General features: G+C 40.8%; 12 protein-coding genes, 1 tRNA gene and 1 pseudogene. 4 read left to right on the forward strand and 10 right to left on the reverse strand.

The window, feature by feature from the left end; genetic code table 11:
* Positions 1–189, forward strand: a pseudogene (locus tag BM192_RS16675) (PIG-L family deacetylase); the annotation flags it as partial.
* 72 nt (positions 190–261) lie between these two features.
* Here BM192_RS16675 and BM192_RS16680 read toward each other — a convergent pair.
* The 8 genes from BM192_RS16680 to BM192_RS16715 form a co-directional block, all read right to left on the reverse strand.
* Entirely contained in the window at positions 262–1026 is a 765-nt protein-coding gene (locus BM192_RS16680) for a hypothetical protein (protein ID WP_037437692.1), read from the reverse strand.
* 78 nt (positions 1027–1104) lie between these two features.
* The gene (locus BM192_RS16685; protein WP_037437690.1) at positions 1105–1758 is read right to left on the reverse strand and encodes a TetR/AcrR family transcriptional regulator; all 654 of its coding nucleotides are present in this window, start codon (positions 1756–1758) and stop codon (positions 1105–1107) included.
* A 369-nt stretch (positions 1759–2127) separates the two neighbouring features.
* Positions 2128–4008 (reverse strand): cytochrome c peroxidase, encoded by a 1881-nt coding sequence (locus BM192_RS16690; protein WP_201771341.1) that lies wholly within the window; start codon positions 4006–4008, stop codon positions 2128–2130.
* 7 nt (positions 4009–4015) lie between these two features.
* Positions 4016–5419, reverse strand: a complete 1404-nt coding sequence (locus BM192_RS16695; protein ID WP_074964055.1) for a purple acid phosphatase family protein — start codon at positions 5417–5419, stop codon at positions 4016–4018.
* An 11-nt stretch (positions 5420–5430) separates the two neighbouring features.
* Positions 5431–6528 carry a phytase gene (locus BM192_RS16700; RefSeq protein ID WP_234797582.1) on the reverse strand — a complete coding sequence of 366 codons (1098 nt, stop codon included), beginning with the start codon at positions 6526–6528 and terminating at the stop codon, positions 5431–5433.
* Between the two features lie 10 nt (positions 6529–6538).
* Positions 6539–7801, reverse strand: coding sequence for a right-handed parallel beta-helix repeat-containing protein (locus BM192_RS16705; protein WP_037437688.1), 1263 nt, complete (start codon positions 7799–7801; stop codon positions 6539–6541).
* Positions 7802–7823: 22 nt separating this feature from the next.
* The gene (locus BM192_RS16710; RefSeq protein ID WP_037437687.1) at positions 7824–10580 is read right to left on the reverse strand and encodes a TonB-dependent receptor; all 2757 of its coding nucleotides are present in this window, start codon (positions 10578–10580) and stop codon (positions 7824–7826) included.
* 261 nt (positions 10581–10841) lie between these two features.
* Positions 10842–12437, reverse strand: a complete 1596-nt coding sequence (locus tag BM192_RS16715) for a tetratricopeptide repeat protein (protein ID WP_051759456.1) — start codon at positions 12435–12437, stop codon at positions 10842–10844.
* Positions 12438–12704: 267 nt separating this feature from the next.
* Between BM192_RS16715 and BM192_RS16720 the strand changes: the two genes are divergently transcribed.
* A complete protein-coding gene (locus tag BM192_RS16720; RefSeq protein ID WP_234797583.1) occupies positions 12705–15080 on the forward strand; it encodes a TonB-dependent receptor in 2376 nt (791 codons plus the stop codon).
* A gap of 84 nt (positions 15081–15164) precedes the next feature.
* Here BM192_RS16720 and BM192_RS16725 read toward each other — a convergent pair.
* Positions 15165–15247 (reverse strand) — tRNA-Tyr (locus tag BM192_RS16725).
* 69 nt (positions 15248–15316) lie between these two features.
* Positions 15317–16228 carry a hypothetical protein gene (locus tag BM192_RS16730; RefSeq protein ID WP_037437683.1) on the reverse strand — a complete coding sequence of 304 codons (912 nt, stop codon included), beginning with the start codon at positions 16226–16228 and terminating at the stop codon, positions 15317–15319.
* Between the two features lie 324 nt (positions 16229–16552).
* Between BM192_RS16730 and BM192_RS16735 the strand changes: the two genes are divergently transcribed.
* On the forward strand, positions 16553–18199 hold the full coding sequence (locus BM192_RS16735) for a fimbrillin family protein (RefSeq protein ID WP_074964056.1): 1647 nt from the start codon (positions 16553–16555) through the stop codon (positions 18197–18199).
* Positions 18200–18224: 25 nt separating this feature from the next.
* Positions 18225–19664 (forward strand): fimbrillin family protein, encoded by a 1440-nt coding sequence (locus tag BM192_RS16740; protein ID WP_037437681.1) that lies wholly within the window; start codon positions 18225–18227, stop codon positions 19662–19664.
* Positions 19665–19690: the final 26 nt, after the last annotated feature.

Below are 19690 nucleotides of genomic sequence, written 5' to 3' on the forward strand. Positions count from 1 at the left end.
CTGGAGAAAAAGAAATATGCGATTTTCAAACATCAATCCCAGAAAGACAGAGCCGTATTCCCCGGAGATGATGCCCGGGAATTCTGGGAAAGGGCAGAAGACCGGAACAGGGAAACAGCAAGGGCTTATGACGAACTCGGACTTGCTGAATATGAGGCCATGGAAGCTTTTGTCCGCTGGAAATTCTAAAATACCCCCTTCCAAAGAAAATGGGTTTAACGACAAAGGCCTCTGCTGTAGCAGAGGCCTTTGTTATATATTTCATTCTGCTTTTGAATTGAATTCCTCCAGCCAGCTTACCCTGGTATTGTTTAATGTATCCAGGTGTTCCAGTCGTTTATACTGATAATAGGCACCCTGATCAAAATCTCCATTAATCAGGATCATCCCAGCAATAAACACATGCCTGACACCTAACTCACTTTTGCTAATGAGGTCCTGGATCTTCTCATCAATCGCTTCGTACATGACTGCAGTTGCTTCTATGATCGGATTATCCGCAGTCATAAGCCGGTTTTCAGATTTCAACAAAATCTGCTGTACACGGTTAATCTGATAATTATCCTCCGGGTTGACATCGGAAATGGTCAATTTCTCTTTTATCTTTTGCAGCGAAGAAATTACCGCACCACAACAGATAGAATCACCACACTGTCCGGTTCTTCTGAGTTCACCAGCTACCCCTTTATGATTAACACCGATATGCGGGCCATAACTAATGAGCATGGCTCCATGCTCCGGAATATGTTGCGCAGCAGTATTCAATGCCGCGAGTCCGGCAAAAGGATATCCTGAAAGGCCACCCATTTTAAAAGCACCAATCATTTCTGAAGCTGCTGCAGGATACTGAAGCGTGTTGACTTCGTCACAGCAAATACTGTCGGCATGGAGAATTTGCTCAGGTTTGAGGTCGAGCTTCTGCCGGATGATATCATATAACAGGTTAACAGATTGTTCCGCAGGATTAGCTCGCGGGTAGATTTTACGGATGAGATCCAATGAGGTTACAGAACCTGGTTCTTTCATTTGGCAATGGATTAAGATCTAATTTATTCCGGACAAAATTATTGGTAATTTCGTTATCCCTGCAAATTCATGAATATTTTATTTCTTAATAATTGCGAGAACAATGTCCCTGATATGTGCTTTAGCTCTTTTCTTAAATAATTTCACATAATCTTCGTCAGATAGCGTATCAAATCCATTCACTTTTCTGTAATAATCTTTATTAAAGATCATTGCATTCAGGGAACCATAGATTGTACTCAATAAAAATGTAGTATCAATATCAGATTTAAATTCGCCCTTCTCTGCGCCATGCTGGAAAACATTAATCAATACTTTGAAGTTCCGCAAACGCATATTATTAAAGTGCTCCATTACAGATTCATCCTTCAGCGTTGACTGCAGCTGAAATAAAAGACGGTAGAAATATTTCTGTTCGAAGATTTTGTCGACATAGAGATCCAACAGGAATAGAATTGTATTAAGCGGGTCCTCAGCAAGCTCATCGTATGCATTAAATACTTTGGCCATATTAATGGTTCTGTATTCCAGAATAGCCTGCATTAACTTTTCCTTCGATCCGAAGTAATAAGACACCATTGCAGAATTCATTCTGGACTCTTTCGCAATAATTCTGAGAGAGGTTTCAGCATAGCCGACTTCGGCAAACAATTTTTCACTGGTTTTAATTAGATGAATTTGTTTCTCGCTGAAGGTTCTATCCTTGTCCTTAATCATATCTGAATTTAACATTAAAATCGAGTTAAAAGTTAAGAAAACAATTTCTTTTCGTTAATCCGCAGTTCAAACCTAATCCAAATCTTTGAAAAAATGAGAAACTGTTTTAAAGTAACTACATTCTTACATAGGCTAATTCGCCTCACTTAGAAATGTTAATAAGATGTTAACTACTCTCTTAATAAAGATATAAATAACTATAAATCAAATGATAATACAATTTAAACTGTGGAACAAAATGTTAATAACATTAGCAGGAATAATAAAAAAAACAGAATACTAACATCAGTTGTGAATAAGTTGTGCAAAACACATTAAGAATGTTAATAATAGCTTTCTTTCTGTTAGGAATTATAGATCCCTGCTTGATTATCAAGGGTCGAATTAATGCACTTGTGGCAAGGTGGTAGAAACTGTATTCAAATTATCTGTCAGGCTCTCCATAAAGGCAACTATTTCCTGCACTTCTTTTTTCGACAGGTTAAGCGGCTGAGCGGAAAGTGTTTGGCCGGGTACCTCTAAACGGAGTCCGGCTCCGCCGCCCTGGTTATAAAATTCGACTACTTTTTCTAAATCTTCGAATGCACCGTTATGCATGTATGGGGCAGTTTTAGCGGTATTTCTTACCGTAGGAGTTTTAAATGCACCCTGATAATATGAAATCGGAAAAAACCCAAAACGCCCAGCATCCTGGTCTGGAACTAAACGATCGAAATCGGCGTTAGCCGGTGTACCCAATACCTCAAACTCCGTCCGTTTGTAAAGCGGTGGTATCAATCCGTTAAATAATGGAGCAAAATGACAGCTGCCGCACTGCCCTTTCCCCATAAACAGGTTAAATCCATTCAACTGCTGCTTATTCATTGCGGATCTGTCACCAGCCATATAACGGTCAAAAGCGGAGTTCCTAGGAGAGAGCGTACTGAGATAGGCAGCCAGAGCCTCCGCGAGATTATTCATATTCAAAGGGTCTGCAGCCGCTGGGAAGGACTGCTGAAATGCGATCTGATAACCCGCATTCTTTTTCAGGGAAGCCACAATGACTTTATGCTCTCCATTCATCTCTGATGGATTCGCAATCACGTCTTTAATCTGCCCGGCCAAGGTTTTAACGCGCCCGTCCCAAAACTGGGCATATTGAAAACCCGCATATAATAAAGTAGGCGCGTTTCGTTTTACAAAAGACTCTTCATTAAAAGCAAGGCTTGTCTTTAGCCCATCGCTAAAATATTTCGCCGGATTATGACAGGAAATACAGCTTCTTTTCAAGTTTCCCGAGAGTATCTTTTCGGCAAATAACCGCTTACCCAAAGTCACTTTCATTTCATCAGCGTGTTTCCCTTTTCCTAAATCTGCAGCCGATACATCATTAAATGCCGATGCAGGTAGAGCATCCGGACTGAATATATGACTCGCCTTATAGTTTAATATACTTTTATAGTTGGCCTCCAACCCTCTTTCACGAATAAAATTGCCTAATTTCTCCTGCAAAGGAAGTGCATAAATAGTTAAGAATTCCATCCGGTCAAACTGATCGAAATTTGTATGTACTTTAAGGTAAGCAAGGGTACTGCTTAAAGACAGGGAGAGCTTACCATCTGTATTTTCTGCAGAACTGAGATAAGGTGTCAGTACCTTTTTGATGATATCAATAGATTGATAGGCTTCAGAAATACCGGTTTTGAGCTCTGGTGCATCATATCCTGTAATACCCAGCGTAATAACTTTAACCAGTTCCAAGCGGACACTTTCCAGTATCTCTTCATCTTTACCATTAAAGCTGTACAATAGTGAATTCAGGTCGGCTGCCGAAGATATCAGCAACTCTGCCTGTTCCAGTAATGCTTTGCGATGCCCGGCCGGATCTTCATCAAATAATAAAGCTTCGATTACCTGGAAACCGGATGGCTCCTGATATTCCATATAAGGTTCATCAACCTCCACTTTTGCCGGCCGGTTATAAATTAATCCGGAGCTCTCAAAGAAATAATCCATAAAAAACTCAATCCTTTTATAAGCCAATCTAGATTTGGTGAGCGCAGCCCTGGCATTTGCAATTGTTCGCGTATCCTGGCTGTTTAAAACCGATACAGCTGCCTGCAGCTCAAAAAGGGACTGTCCAAAACCGGCAGTCCCTTCCTTAAAAATGCCGATCGTATGGTTTAACCCAATCCTTTGGTCTGCGGTCTTCAGACTGGAAAAAATGCATAGGCAGGTTATCCACAGCGCGGTAACGAGCAACATTTTGAGTTTATTGACCTTCATTCCAGGTTTATTCTTTAATCATCGTAAACTGGTCTCTCACGACCCCATCGGCACAAATCCATTTTAGCTCCAGACGCTTATCCTGCACATCCAATAAACATGCGCCTCCATGATCGGCATCAGAAAAGTACATTGCATCATGCGGATAACCGGTCTGCTTCCCGCCCAATTTGCCCGCCGAACCGCTCACTACGTAGACCGTGCCATTATTTTTCTTGATCGTTTTAGTATAGGGCGCGGAGTTCCTGCTTCGGTCATTTCTTCCCGAAGAGTTACTTATATTATGTTTCTTGGGGTCAAACGTATTTTCCATTCCATAATGTCCCCGCATCAATTTGCTGCGTTCGTAACCATGGCTATGTCCGTTCAATACGATATCTACCCCGGTGCGCTCTATAACCTTAATAAAGTTTTCTCTAATTTTAACCAGTTCTTCTTCCTCATCTGAATTATGGGACCCCATAGTATAAGGCGGATGATGCCAGAATGCAATTATCCAGTCCTTATTTTTATTCGCCGCCAGATCCTTTTTAATCCATTGTACCTGTGGTCCTATGGTATCATACAATCTGTAAGCTTTGTCTTCCTTTCCATAAGAATCCAGAGATAAGAAATGGATGTTCCCGACATCAAAAGAATAAAAAGCCTGCGTATGAGAGGGCACGCCGCCGGATTCTCCCGCAGTTGGCATAGAAAAGTTCTGATAGTATGCTGTCTCATGCGTTTCCTGAGCATATTTAGCACTCAGATCGGTATCATGATAGTCGTGATTTCCTGGCGTGGGGAACAGCGGATACTTTTTCAGCAGGTCATCTTTATAAACATTAAAGAACTTAGTTTGATATTCGGCATCTGTCCCATCCTGATAAGCATTGTCTCCCAGTAAAATCCAGGCATTAAGTTCATTTTCTCCGAGGTAACTGAGCATTTCTTTTTTAACCTGACGCTGGTTAATTGAGTTATCTCCGCAGTCCCCGAATGCTGCAATCCGGTAGTGTCCGGGTTTGCCGGGTTCAGGTAGCGTGGTAAAGAAGTTGTGTTCGTTTCCCTGCAAAGTATCCTTTAGTCCGCCAATTGAATAATAATATTTAGTAAGTGGCTTCAGCCCGTCTATTTTCAATTCATGTTCAGTAACCAGTTTGAGATCCTGCACGGACTGATCCAGATTTGCGGCTGAAGTACCGTAACGCACCCTACTTCTTGCAGAAAGGTCAGTTCTCCAACGGATGTGAATACCTGTACTGCTTGCCACCTGCAAATAGGGGCCGCGAATGAGCTTTACAGGTTCTGCAGGCGCTCCTTTTTGTTTCTTTTGCGCAACAGCCATTCCTGAAAAAAGCATAACCAGCGGCAGCAGAACACAAAAGATCCTGTTACTACTTTTATAATTTATGTGATTTGATCTGTACATATTCTCTGAGTTTATTTAACTCCGTTTATATCCAGTTCTTTCCCTGCAATATCTTCCCATCTGTAGAAATGAAAAGTCCTGTCATCACTCATAGCTACGAAAAGGCCATGTTTGAATGTTTCATTTAACGGCACATTTACAACCTCAGACCCATCACTGTGTCTTGCTGCAACTTTAACAATTTTGAGCAACTGATGGTCGAACTTACCATCGGCACCAGACTCTCTTCTAAAAATCTGGAACCTGTTCACTCCCTGATCTGAAACCAAAATATAACCTTTGGAAGCAGATGTTTTATAGATAGAAATACCTTCATGGTCGTCTGCAAAACCTGTTGTGCCGAACAGTGCTAACTCCTGATTTCCCTTTTCCGGGTCTGCATAGTATTGTCTGACACCATGCTGCTCATCAGAATAGTAAATATAACCCAGCTCATTATCCACAGCAATAGCTTCGATTTCTTTTTTTCCACTGTAGGCACCAAATTTCCTGACCAGCGTTGCTTTGACCTGCCCGTTCCCATTATCTGATAATAAATATTGCCATAGATAGCTACCATCTACCGGTCCTGTTTTACGGCCTACTATTGCATATAACTTTCCTGATTTAGCTGTGTAAACAGCAATTCCCATCAGATCACGATACTCTATACCAGTTTCGCCTTCAAATACAGGGATACCACCTCCATCAACAGGTTTCATATCCGGTAAAGAAAAAATCCGCAGCTGATGCGTGAACCGTTCTGTAGTAATCGCGATATCCGTAGATACCCCATTTAGTTTTAAACCATAAGCGACGTCAACATTATTCGGTCTCTTTAAATCTTTTACCGTTAGGTCCGCCTGGATTTTACCCTCCAGGTTGAATACATACAAGGCCCCGTTAACTGACTTATCTGTCCCGATGACCAGACTCTTTGAAGGATCCGCAGGATTTACCCAGATCGCAGGATCGTCTGAGTCAAAGCCTACCTTTTCAGAAATAACTGCAGGTTTTATAGTGCCCCTGCTCACAGTAATACCTGTAGGAACACTGGATAATTTTGGACTGCATGCCGCCAGAAATAAAGGCGCCAGCATTAAAAAGTTTATTGATTTAGATAAGATCATAGATAAAATATTAGTTGGCACCAAATGCACCAATGTAAGAAGCAGGTTCCGGTGTGGTATACACTACACCATTCAGGGTCAGACCGTCAGGAAAGTTGCGGCTGAAATCTTTGGTTCCGGCATTTAATGCTGCAGAACCAACTTTCAAATGAAAGTCCCAGTTTTCATTAAATGTTGGATTATCAGTCGCTGTTGTAACTGGATAATTCACAAAAAGAGGATCGTTTTGTCCGGCCAGAGCACCGATAACATCATTTTTACCGGCAACTATATCTGAAGCCGGCTGAAACTGTGACACTATATCCTGTCTGTAACCGTAATAAAGCGAATTTTTAAAAATTGAACGTGCATCTTCTGCATCTTTGGTATTCCTTTTTATCCCAAAACGTGTATTCGCAAATAAGTTATTATATAACTCTACGTTTACACTGGTCTCCAGCCAGACAGAACCACCTTTTGCAGTAGGCCTTCTCCATCCTGTATTCACCATCGTATTGTTATAAGCGACAACATGTGCCTGTGGTGAACGACCGCCTGCATTAGATAACTTCAGCGCATTCGTATTGGTGGAGTAAAACAGGTTATAAGCAACATCTGCCAGAACACCAGACTTAATATTGATACCCTCACCGCCAGTAAGACCAGTCGTATAAAATTTATTGTTGGCAAATATGATATGTCCACCTTCCAGATAAGTACAGTCATCATAAAAATGCCTGAATGTACTGTTGGTTACCACTAGCTTTCCTGTCGTATTCGAAAACCATATTGCTGGCGTGTTTTCACCACTCACTGCTTTGTACAGGCCTAATTTAACCGAAGTAGAAGCTTCAGTAGTGGTTGCACCACCGTATTCAATAATAGTGTTGTCCAATACCATTTCTGTACAGGTCTTTGCAGCCAGCAGGCCTCCCCATAGTTTTCCAAATTTATGAGCTTCATTACGGTAATTTTCTTCTACTGTAAATTTCACAGGATTGGCCGCGGTACCCAGTGCATAAAGATTGCCCTTCAGAATAATCTCCGGACTGGCCAGCGTATCCATAATTACAATTACACCTTCTTCAATAGTCAGTGTTTTGTTCTCCGGAACAATAATATCTCCGGTCACTCTGATCACACTGCCTTTAGTCCAAATTCCGTAAACCTCTCCCGAAACACCGCTGTTATCAGTCACTGAAGTTGAAGTATCTACATCCACGTTTGCTTTCTTGCAGGCATTCAGGAAGACCACAGCCATCAGCAGAGAGAGGATAAATGATTTAGTTTTCATAGCTTTTTTGATTATGCTTTATTTATAATTTGTAACGTAAGCCCAGTAAATAGGTCTGCTCGTAATAGTCTTTGCGGATCAGGGTTTCATTCTTTCCGTCTTTCTGGTCAGGAAGTCCTGCATTTACAGCATTTACACCCTTAATAAATAAGGTCGTCGGCGTGTTCAATAGATTTCCGGCTTTTATAAAGACGCTTATTTTATTCTTGAATTTCTTTTCAACTGAAGCGTCCATCTGGATGAAACCTTTCTGCCACAAATCATTATCGACAAACTGGGAAACAGTATTAATTCTGTCACCGGTATAGGATCCGGCAAGCTGTGCGTCCCAGCCGTTTTGAGTATCTTTATATAAGAGAGAAAGGTTCGCAATATGTGCTGCCTGGCCGTAAAGTGGTCTTGTTTGTTCTACAGATATAGTTTCCAGATCTCCTGCACTGTTTCTGATTCGGCTGGTTTTGCTGGTTGTAATACGTGAATGCGTGTATGTATAATTGGCTTTGAAACCAAATTTGCTGATGAACTTCACATAATCCAGTTCTAATCCATAGTTCTTAGCATTACCGAAATTGCCGGCACTGTAATAAAGGTCTCCGCGGGTATCTGCCTGAATCGTGTATTCAATAGGATCCTGAATGTTTTTATAGAATCCTCCAATTAAAAGCTGATCAGAGCTATTTGGAAAAAATTCATACCGCAGGTCGAAATTATCTGCTATAGCACGCTTCAGATCGGGGTTTCCACGTTCTGTGTATTCTTCGTAAACAACTTTCGAAGGTACGATCTCATAAAAACCAGGTCTGTTCAGCGAGCGGAAATAACTGGCTCTCAAGTTCTGTTGCGCTGTCAATCCATATTTCAGATTTAAACTTGGAAGTACATCTGTATAAACCTGGCTGCCTTTTGGTTTGCTTTCTCCTGCAGGGAACAACAGGTCATATCCCTGGTTGGTATGCTCGACTCTGACCCCTCCTACTACCTCTAGATCCTCTATTTTAACGTTGAACATCCCATAACCGGCTGTCGTTTTCTCCGAAGCATTGTAAGTAAGCGAATTGGCTACTGCACCTTTAGGATTCTGAATATCCCAGTTAATCTCAGTATAATTATTAAAATCAACACCATAAAGTGACTTAGGTGCAGATGGCTCAAATACGTAGTTGTTATAAAAGCTGCTTCTTTGTTTATCGCGGTACAAGCCACCGGCTGTAAAATCAACTTTCAGGCCTGCAATAGCTGCGGAGTAGGTAAGATCAAGGTATCCTGCTTTATCTTCATCTGTATTTCTTGACCACCGGCGCGTACTTTTGGAAGCCGTAGTTCTTTGATCCAGGAAATTAGTTCTGAGCCCGTTTAATGTAACTGAAGTTTCTTCCGGAACATCGTTTTTCGCTGATGAATATACACCAGACCAGTTAATCTTTAGTTTTTCATTGAACAGTTTATGTTCCCCCTGTAAAGTGGTATTGTAAATCTGTTGTTCAGCTAATCGTGAGCGGGTTTGATAAGTGAGTTGTGCATTCCCGGCTCCGGGGTTATAGTCTGCATTGGAGAAATTGGTATTCAGCACATCTCTGGTCTGAATACTGGTTAGGTTAACATACGAGTTTACCAATGCCAGCTTATTATTTTTATTCAGCGTATAATCTATTTTGCCGTGCAACCCGTATCTTTTCTGCTGCTCACTGTACTGACGGTAATCCTGGGAAGTAATTCTGGAAACTGCATCTGTTCCAGCTACCGTAGAGTTATAAAAAGTACTGTTAGTCGCGGTATAATTATTCTGATAACTTCCTGCAATGATTACGCCCAGCCGATTATCCAGAAACCGCTGGCCTATCGACAATCCACCGACTACATTAGGAGCTGGCTGTTTAGCCTTATAATCTACTGCTCCATTGGAGAAATCACCCGATTTAGCATTATAGTTTTTCCGATTAATTTCATAAGGTGATTTAGCATTCAGCGCGCCAGGATCGAAAGACAGAAATTTACGGTCCAGCAACATCTGGTTGTATCCCCCTGCCAGATTAGCATTAATTTCCAGTTTAGCGGGCGCATCTTTCATAACCATATTGATAACTCCACCCACGGCGTCACCTTCCATATTTGGAGTTAGCGATTTATAAACCTCCAGACGTTGTAATAATTCTGTCGGGAACACATCCAGTGGTACATACCGGAATTTATCATCAGAACTTGCAATTTTAATCCCGTTAACCAGGGTATAATTATAGCGTTTGTCCATACCCCGCAGGATAGCATATTGTCCACCACCATTACTGCTTCGTTCAATAGATACACCAGAAACACGCTGAACTACATTCGCCACAGTCAGATCCGGGGAGATTTCCATTGCCCTGCCAGATACGACATTCGTAACCTGCATGGCTTTCTGCTCCAGTTTTCTGGCTGTGCGTTCTGAGGCCCCGTCATGTTTGGCACCAATAACCACTTCATTCAGGTCATTTCCATTGGCGTCACTCAGATAAATCTGGATCGAAGGATTGTCTTCATCAAGTACATTCAACTGCCTGGTAAAAGTTTGATAAGTTACATACGACACTTTTAAAACCGCGAGACCTGCCTTCACCTTCTTAAATTCAAATGACCCATCCAGACCGGTCATGGTAACTTTGTCTGTGTTTTCCAATCTGACAGAAGCACCAACTAGTGCCTCACCTGTTTTCTTGTCGTACACATGCCCCTTTATATTACTCGCTTTTGCGACAGTAATACTTAGAAAGAAGCATAAAATAATCTTAAAAATTGGTTTCATTTTGAATTGAGATTTTAAAGTCGTTTGCTGTTTTTACAACTATTCCTCAAATGTGCAGGGTGTTTATTGAAGCGTCAAATTATCACCGTATACAAAGCGTCAACAGCGTATACAAGGCTGTATACGAAGCGCATACAGCATAGACAACCAGCATGCAATAAACTGGAAAACAAATACTTACAAAAGACAAAAGCACCATTACCATTCAGTTAGCGTAACATTAACAAATTGTTAAGTAGTAGAATCCGGAAGATTCTAAGTCTATACAGCCTGTATAAATGTTGTCAGGTTATCACCTTCAGCTATGTTAAGTTTCTTTCGAAGTCTGTATCTGGCCATGCGTAAACTATCCTGCGATATTCCAAAGATGGCAGCCATATCCCTGGCATTCATATTCATTTTAATTAGCGCAATCAGACGCATGTCATTAACCGTCAGATTTTCGCCCTTTGCTTTCAGTTTGTCAAAAAAAGACTGATGCAGCTGCTCAAACATTTCTGTGAAATCTTTCCATTGCTGATCCTGATTCATATGCTGCATGATCTGCTTAACTAATTGTTGCATCTGTTTCTTCTGATCTCTTTTCTCCTCTTTGATCATCTCTTCCATTGTATTACGCATACTTTCCAGGAACTGATTATGTTGAATTACCTGTAGCGTATGGGTAGTCAGCTCTTTCGTTTTTAACTCAAGCTGCGTTTGCTGGGCAAGAGAAAGCTGTTTATTCTTTTCCACCACGGCATTATTTTCTCTCAGCTTCAGCCGTTGCCTGGAAATCGTCAGCAATCCCATTACAATTAATAAAATCACAACTACTACAATAGAAACAGTAACTATAATATTCACTTTACGGCCGTTTTCAAGCGCAGCAATCTCATCGTTCTTTTTGTCGGTATCGTATACAATATTCAGGAATGACATCTGCCTGTTGTTCTGCGTAGAATATATATTAAGCAGGTGCTTACGGCTAAGTTCCAGGTAATGAAAAGCACTGTCATTTTTGCCCATCAGATTGTATGCTTTGGCAATATCCCTGTAAGCTGAAGCTTGCTGATATTCATTTTTAGTATCCACAGCCATTATAAGTGCTTTTTGAGAATAACGCAGCCCTTGTTTATAATCCCCTGTCTTACGTAGAATATCACCAATGTTATTCATCACTTCAATGCTGGAAACCTGATTATTTACGGATTGATAAAGCTGAAGGGAATGATCAAAATAATATCTTGCAGAATCATAACGAACCAGATCTTCGAATATACTTCCCAGGTTTTCGTAGATCTTTGCCATACCAGCTTTATGATCCGCGTGCTGATACGCACTCAACGCAAGCTTTTGATAATAAAAAGCGCTATCGTAACGCTGCTCTTTTTCATATAAATGACCAATATTACCATAAGTTTCGCCCAAACCAACCCGGTTATTCAAGGTTTGATACAACTGAAGTGCTTTATCGTATTGTTTACGGGAGGATACTTTATCCAGATTCTGATAGTATAAATTACCCATATCATTAAAATTATGAGCAAGCAGATTCCGGTCTCCAACCTGCTCATATATTTTGTAGGCTTGCTGAAAATAATCTAATGACTGTGAAAAATGCCCTTGTGCACTCGATATCTCTCCCATTTGCTGGAGACAAATTCCTGAGCTCCTTTGATCATTACTGAGCTGAGCCTGCCCGTATAATTTCTTTAAGATCAAAAATGCCGAGTCAGGATACTGTTTACTCAAGGCTAGGGTGTATTTGAGTTTAATGGCAGGATCTTCGGCCGCGAAAGCGTTGCTATAGATCAGGGAAGACAGTAAAATTACGCACAGCAATCTGCTGATAGATTTGCAAGAATAGTATGACATGATGCAAAGGACGCCTTCCTATATGAACCATATGTTAAGTAAAGTGCTTTAAATGAAGATATCAATTAACATTAATTTAACCATAATCGCTCGTCTGAATCTGACGACTGGATTTACCCCTATGCAGTTTTGTCATAATTCTGTCTTATTTAAAATGAATCTCAATAGTATTGTTACACACTCAAGTCTTATTGTAGTTTTGCAGTTTAAAATCATTCTAAACAACACATACACAAAATGCAAAACAAATACTTTAAATTTTATTTAATGACACTTATCCTGCTGTTCACGGGCGTGATTTCCTTTGCACAATCGAAAACGGGAATTATAAAGGGAACAGTAGTTACCAGCGACGGCGGAGCTGTAGAATCCGCAGAGGTGAGTATTCGCGGAGTAGCTAATGCAACGACAGACAGAAATGGAAACTTTACGCTAAAGAATATTCCAGCAGGAGATTATATGATCACTGCAAAACTAGTAGGCTTAAAAGCCGATACAAAATCGGTTTTTGTGACGGCCGGTGAAACTTCGACCGTTCAGCTTGGTTTACAAGCGTCAAACGAGCAGCTGAAAGAAGTGATTGTCAGCGGAGGTAAAAAGAACAAATTTGCAGTTAAAGAAAGTGAATTTGTGGCTAAAATGCCTTTAAAAAACCTGGAAAACCCGCAGGTCTATTCCGTGGTATCTAAAGAACTCCTGAAAGAACAGGTAATCACTAATTTCGATGATGCTTTAAAGAATGCACCGGGGGTAGATAAATTGTGGTCATCAACGGGTCGCGGTGGTGACGGAGCTGGTTATTTCTCTTTAAGAGGCTTTGCAGTACAACCGACATTGGTTAACGGTTTACCAGGTTTAACCAATGGAAGTCTTGACGTTTCCAATATCGAACGCATTGAAGTAATCAAAGGGCCTTCCGGAACTTTATTTGGCAGCAGCCTGATCTCTTATGGCGGTTTGATCAACACTGTAACCAAACAACCTTTTGACGCAGTGTCAACCGACGTAAATTATGTAGCCGGAAGTTACGGATTAAACAGACTGAGCGTTGATGTGAATACGCCGCTGGATGCAGAACATAAAGTACTGTTCCGTGTTAACGCTGCGTATCAGGAAGAAAATAGTTTTCAGGATGCAGGATTCAGGAAGTCGACATTTATTGCACCATCCCTGTCTTATAAAGTTAATGACAGACTTTCATTCCTATTAAATGCACAATTCCTGCGTGCTGAAGGAACAAATCCTACGATGCTGTTCTTCAATAGAAGTGCACCATTGATCTACAATAATGTTGCTCAGCTCGGTTATAACCCTAAAAACTCTTTTACGAGCAATGACTTGAGCATCAAAACACCGGTAACATCAGTTCAGGCACAGATGAATTACAAGATCAGTGACCAGTGGAATTCGCAGACCGTTGTGTCAAGAGGTTCTGCAAAATCAGATGGTTATTATTCTTATTTGTTCGAAGGGACCAAAAAGACTGGCGATAAAACAACCAGCAATGGCATATTTGATCGCTGGATAAGCGACCAAAACACCAATACAGAAACTACTGACATTCAACAAAATTTCACCGGCGATTTCCACATTGGAAGTATCCGTAACCGCATTGTAGCTGGTTTAGATTATTTTAACAGAACTTCAATCAGTAACAGCTCGAATTATGCGCCACTTGGTGCAGTTAAGCCTAATGGTGAAGATTCGGGTGTCTTAACACGTCAAAGTGCAGATGAAGCTATTGCCGCAGCAGGTTATGGTGGCAACAGCAGAACGACACAGGAAGTGTACAGTGCTTATGTTTCAAACGTAGTGAACTTCACTTCTCAGTTTTCCGGTATGGTGAGTGTACGTGTTGATCGTTTTCAAAATGGCGGTTTAAGCACTGCAGCGGCAGATAAGTACGGTCAAACCGCATGGTCTCCAAAATTCGGTTTGGTTTACCAAATCCTGCAGGATAAATTGTCTGTATTCGGAAATTACATGAATGGTTTTAGTAACGTTGCTCCTGTAAATGCAGAAATTAATGGCGTCCCAATAGTAACTACCTTTAAACCTGAACATGCAAATCAAATCGAAGGAGGAATTAAAACAGACCTCTTCGATGGAAAATTATCTGGTTCATTAAGCTACTACGATATTAAAGTTTCCAATATTGTATTAAGTACCGGTATCAATCAATATTCGCAAGGTGGCGAACAATATAGCAAAGGTGTTGAGGCTGAATTTACCGCCAACCCATTCCCTGGGTTAAACATAACTGCAGGATACACTAAAAACAAAAGTAAATTAACAAATGCAATCGTTGCAACAGAAGGCAGAAGACCTACTAGCGCGGGTCCGGAGGACCTGATAAACGGATGGATTAGTTATAAAATACTTAACGGAGCTGCAAAAGGTCTCGGATTTGGCTTTGGAGGAAATTACGCCAGCAAAAACCTGATCGTGAATGACGCAACAGTGGGTGTGTTTACTGTCCCTTCTTATACAATATTAAACGCATCGGCATCATATGGCACAGGCAATTTCACTTTCTCGTTAAAAGTTGACAACCTGACGAACAAAGAATACTTTAAAGGATGGAGTACACTGGAACCAATGAGACCACGTACAGTGTCGGGTGGTATCGGATACCATTTTTAGTATAAGCAACCCTATGGTTTAAACCCCGGGTTATCAAAAAAGAAAAGCCTTTCAGTTATTTACTGAAAGGCTTTTTTATTAAAGTGGGGGGAGAAGGATTCGAACCTTCGAAGTCTTGCGACAACAGAGTTACAGTCTGTCCCATTTGGCCACTCTGGTATCCCCCCTAACGCTGGGCGAATATAGGTAATATCCCTTAAAATGCAAATAAAGCAGGTTTTTTATTGTAACCAGAATCAGTAACTGGATTCGACAGTATCAGTTACATCATCTTCCAGCTTCTGCTGCGTCTCTTTTAATTCATTGATTTCCTGATCACTATATTGATAGTGTTGCCTAAAACTCTTATAATCCGAATCGTAAATAATAGCATATTTATTTTCTTTGTCCTTGATAATAATTCCATCTAAAGGCGCGCTTTCCAGGTTATAATCATTCATAAAAACACGCGATCCCTTTTTAAGAGATTTAATGATAAACAATCCGGATAGATCTGTCGTGAAAATTACATGACACTCCTGGCTTTTATCTACATGAAATATCAAAAGTCTACTACCTGTTTTATCTTTATTTTCCAATAGCACGGCCATGTCCTGTCCATTGTCTCCGGTGAAATCACCGTAAGCCATAACCTTCGCTGCCCTGTCCGCAATGGCTGTAAACTGGTACTCCTTGGTACGCTGAAAATCATGCTCATGAAAATAAGCCGCAATACAAGTTTTAATCTTTCCCGGGATCTCATTATAAACTGATAATGGAAAAATCTGGTAATACATCAGTCTTCCAGATCCATGTGCATTCACCATACTTTCCGGTAAATAATTACCGATAATCTCCTCGGCGTAGATATTATCTTTTCCATCGTAACCTTTCAATTTTCTAAGATCACCCAGGTCATCATGGGAGGCCCATTCATTCACCGCGACCAAAACCACAGACTTTGCAGGAAGTATCTTATACTTCTTTACAGGCTGATCACTTTTTCCGGTGAAATCCATTTCATAAAGCTGAATCGCTTTAGGAACAACCAACCTTTGATACTCAGTTTCATTGGGAACCCGGGAGGTATAATAACGATAGACACGGTAACCTCCCAGCGACAACGCAAGCATTGCAAATACAAATACAGTCAAAACTTTCTTAGACATATCTTTTTGAAAAACTCAATTTACTTATAAAGTAATAAGCAAAACCGGAAGGTTGATATTCACTACGTCCTGACTATTATACGCCTCCCTCTGTTAATTATCTGGACGCTGCATAGCTTTAAAACCTACCCGTCAAACCGCAAGACCTTCCAAAACTTAACGTAAGCTTTTCAAATCGTTAACAAATCCTTACGCCGCAGAACGTTCCTTTGTAACCGGATTTCACATTTAAATGCGCCCATTATAAAAATGAACTGCTCGTCATTCAAGCACAAATTATGCAAGTCGGCGCCTGCAAAGTAAAACCGAAATAAATTACAAAATATGAAAATTAAAAATCTACACTTAACTACTATTTTCTTGCTTGTACTGTTTGGTACTGCATGCCGGAAGGATAGAGCTCCTGAAATTATCCCCGGCAGCGGTACAGCAGTAAAATTCTCTTCATCGATTAATGGAGAAATAAAAACCAAAGCTGTTGACAACAGCTGGAACACAAATGATAACATTGGTGTATTCATGAAAACAGGAAGTGGACTGCTTAATGCTCTTTCTGTCAATAAAATGTATTCGACCCCGGGCGACGGCGAATTTACGCCTGTCTCCCCAGATCAGACAATTTATTACCCTGAAGACGGCAGTACAGTGGATTTTATCGCCTACTACCCTTACATGCAGGCTTTAACTTCTACTAAATATCCCGTTGATGTAACTAATCAAACTATACAAAGTGCCATAGATTTATTATATGCAGACAATGCTGTAAACCTGAGTAAGGTTAAACCTGGTGCAAGCCTTATTTTTTCACATCAGCTTTCTAAAGTTGAATTTACGGTAAAAAATGGCACTGGTGTTTCTAACCTGAATGAATTAAGCGTAAGTCTGGCCGATCAGAAAACTACGGCCGAATTTGATCTGGCTACAGGAAGTTTAACGTCCCATGACCAGAATGCCGATATTCAGTCAAGGATAAGCGTCAGAAATGGATTGACGATTGCGGAAGCTATCCTGATCCCGTCTGGCGCTGTAGCGGCGAAAAAAGTTGTGTTCACCGTTGGTGAAAAAAACTTCAGCTGGAAGATCCCTGCAGATACGAAATTCGAAAAAGGAAAAAAATACACCTATGAAATTGTATTAAATAGCGATGGCAACGGAAATACCGGAACAGCGGTATCCCTAAAAGCATCGATCACCAATTGGACAGACGTTCCTTCGGGCACATTCATACTGGATCAGGAAACGGTAACTACGCCGCCCGCCACATCAGGTTATCTGGAAACTCCGGTAATCAGTACCGACGAAAACACGGTTTATATAGCTCATGGATTCCCGGGCCGTACAAATGTCAGAAACTACGCTATGTTATATGATAAGAAATATAAAATGGCATACTGGGTGGCTTATCCTATGCATTCTTCCTACATAGGCAGTTCCGGCCGTAGTGATGCCTGGGCTTTTGACCCGCTTATTAACCAGGATTCACAGGTGAATTTAAGCAGTTCTTTTGGTAATGGGTATGACCGTGGTCACCAGATTCCAAGCGGGGACCGTACTGCGACAAGAGACCTCAATGCAACAACATTCTACTACAGCAATATGACCGCTCAGATATCTTCCATGAACCAGGGAATCTGGAACAACCTGGAACAACAGGTAAGAACATGGACGGCGCAAAGCGACACATTATACGTAGTGACGGGAGCAGCAATCAAAACAAAAACGGATGAAACGGTAACGTATGCCAAAGGGTCTGCAATACCTAAATATTATTATAAAGCACTGGCGATGAAAAAAGGGAATACTTATTATACAATCGCTTTCAAGATTAATAATCAAATTATTCCTTCTTCAACCTCTTATAATAGCTACAGAATGAATGTAAGTGACCTGGAGAAAGAAACTGGGTATACTTTCTTTCCGAAAATCCCGAATGACGCTAAAGCAACTATTGATAATACTATCTGGAAATAAACCTAACGAGCTTACATAACGCTAAATGAAAAATCAAAACATTCTACTGGCTACGGCTATGACACTGTTCATCATGAGCAGCTCCTGCAAAAAAGACGATACAACAACACCTCCTGAGCTAACACCCGGTGCTAAGGCAATATCTTTCTCCTCGAGTATTAATAACCTGGTTAAAACCACAGCATTGAACGATGCCTGGGCAGCTAACGATGAAATCGGGGTTTTCATGAAAACCGGAACCGGGTTAACTGATATATTGGCTGCAAATAAAGCATACAAGACTAATGGTGATGGCGATTTCCATCCTTCAGCGACAAATCAAACTATATACTTTCCGGAAGATGGAAAAACGGTTGACTTTATTGCTTACTACCCACTAAAATCTACGCTTAACGGTAATGTATATCCAGTAGATATCAGTAATCAAAACAACCAGGCAGCGATTGATCTTTTATACTCAAATAATGCTAACGGATTAAGCAAAACCAACTCAAATGCAAACCTTGTCTTTTCTCACCAATTATCGAAAATAGAATTCAACGTAAAAACAGGGGAAGGCGTTACTGATTTAAGTGGTCTGGCAGTTACCATCGCCGGCTTAAATACCAAAGCAAATTTTGATTTAGCGACAGGTTCATTGAGTGACGCCTCAGAAACTGCCGACTTATCTGCAAAGATCGAAAGCATAAATTCAGTGGTGACTGCAGAAGCGATCCTGTTACCCTCATCTGAAGCGGCTGCTACGCAAATCACTTTCACTTTACCAGGTGGTAAATTTAAATTGAGCCTGCCTGCAAATACGAAGTTCGAACAAGGTAAAAAATACATTTACGATATAGAACTCAGAAATGGTCCTTCAAGAACACCAGTAGCGTTATCATTAAGAGCAACTATTAACAACTGGACAGAAGTACCCTCTGGTTCTCACGAAGTTAATCAGGATAAAGACGAAACCAATCCACCAACAGGTGTAGAGGAAGTGCTTTTCACTGAAACCTTTGGAACAGGTGCCGCAGCAAATAAGCCAAAAGTCGGTTCTTATACGGGCTGGTCAAATTCATCATTTATCTTCAGCGATAGCTATGGTACTACAGACTTGAGAACTATTAGTGCTTACCCTGACAATATCCACGCCTGGTTACCAGCGACTAAAGATGCTTCTTTGAAAATAGAAGGGATTAAAACATCCGGATATACAAAACTTAAGCTCAAATATGACCTTGCTCCAAATGCGAATTCGGCAAGCTCTGTATCAGATTTCAACGTAATTTCTGTTAAAGTAAACGGTGTACAAATCACAGTTCCAAGTCGTCCGGTGAGCAATGCAGACAACAATAAATTCTCTACTATAGAATTAACTGATATCTCAGCACTCGAAAATAACACAGTCGAATTTTTCGGCTCTGCTTCAGCAAATACACTAGGCATGCGCCTGGATAATGTGGTCATTATCGGTGTAAAATAAACGCAGCATTATATTGTCTGCCAATG

The organism is Pedobacter antarcticus (genome assembly GCF_900112985.1).
Lineage (GTDB): Bacteria > Bacteroidota > Bacteroidia > Sphingobacteriales > Sphingobacteriaceae > Pedobacter > Pedobacter antarcticus.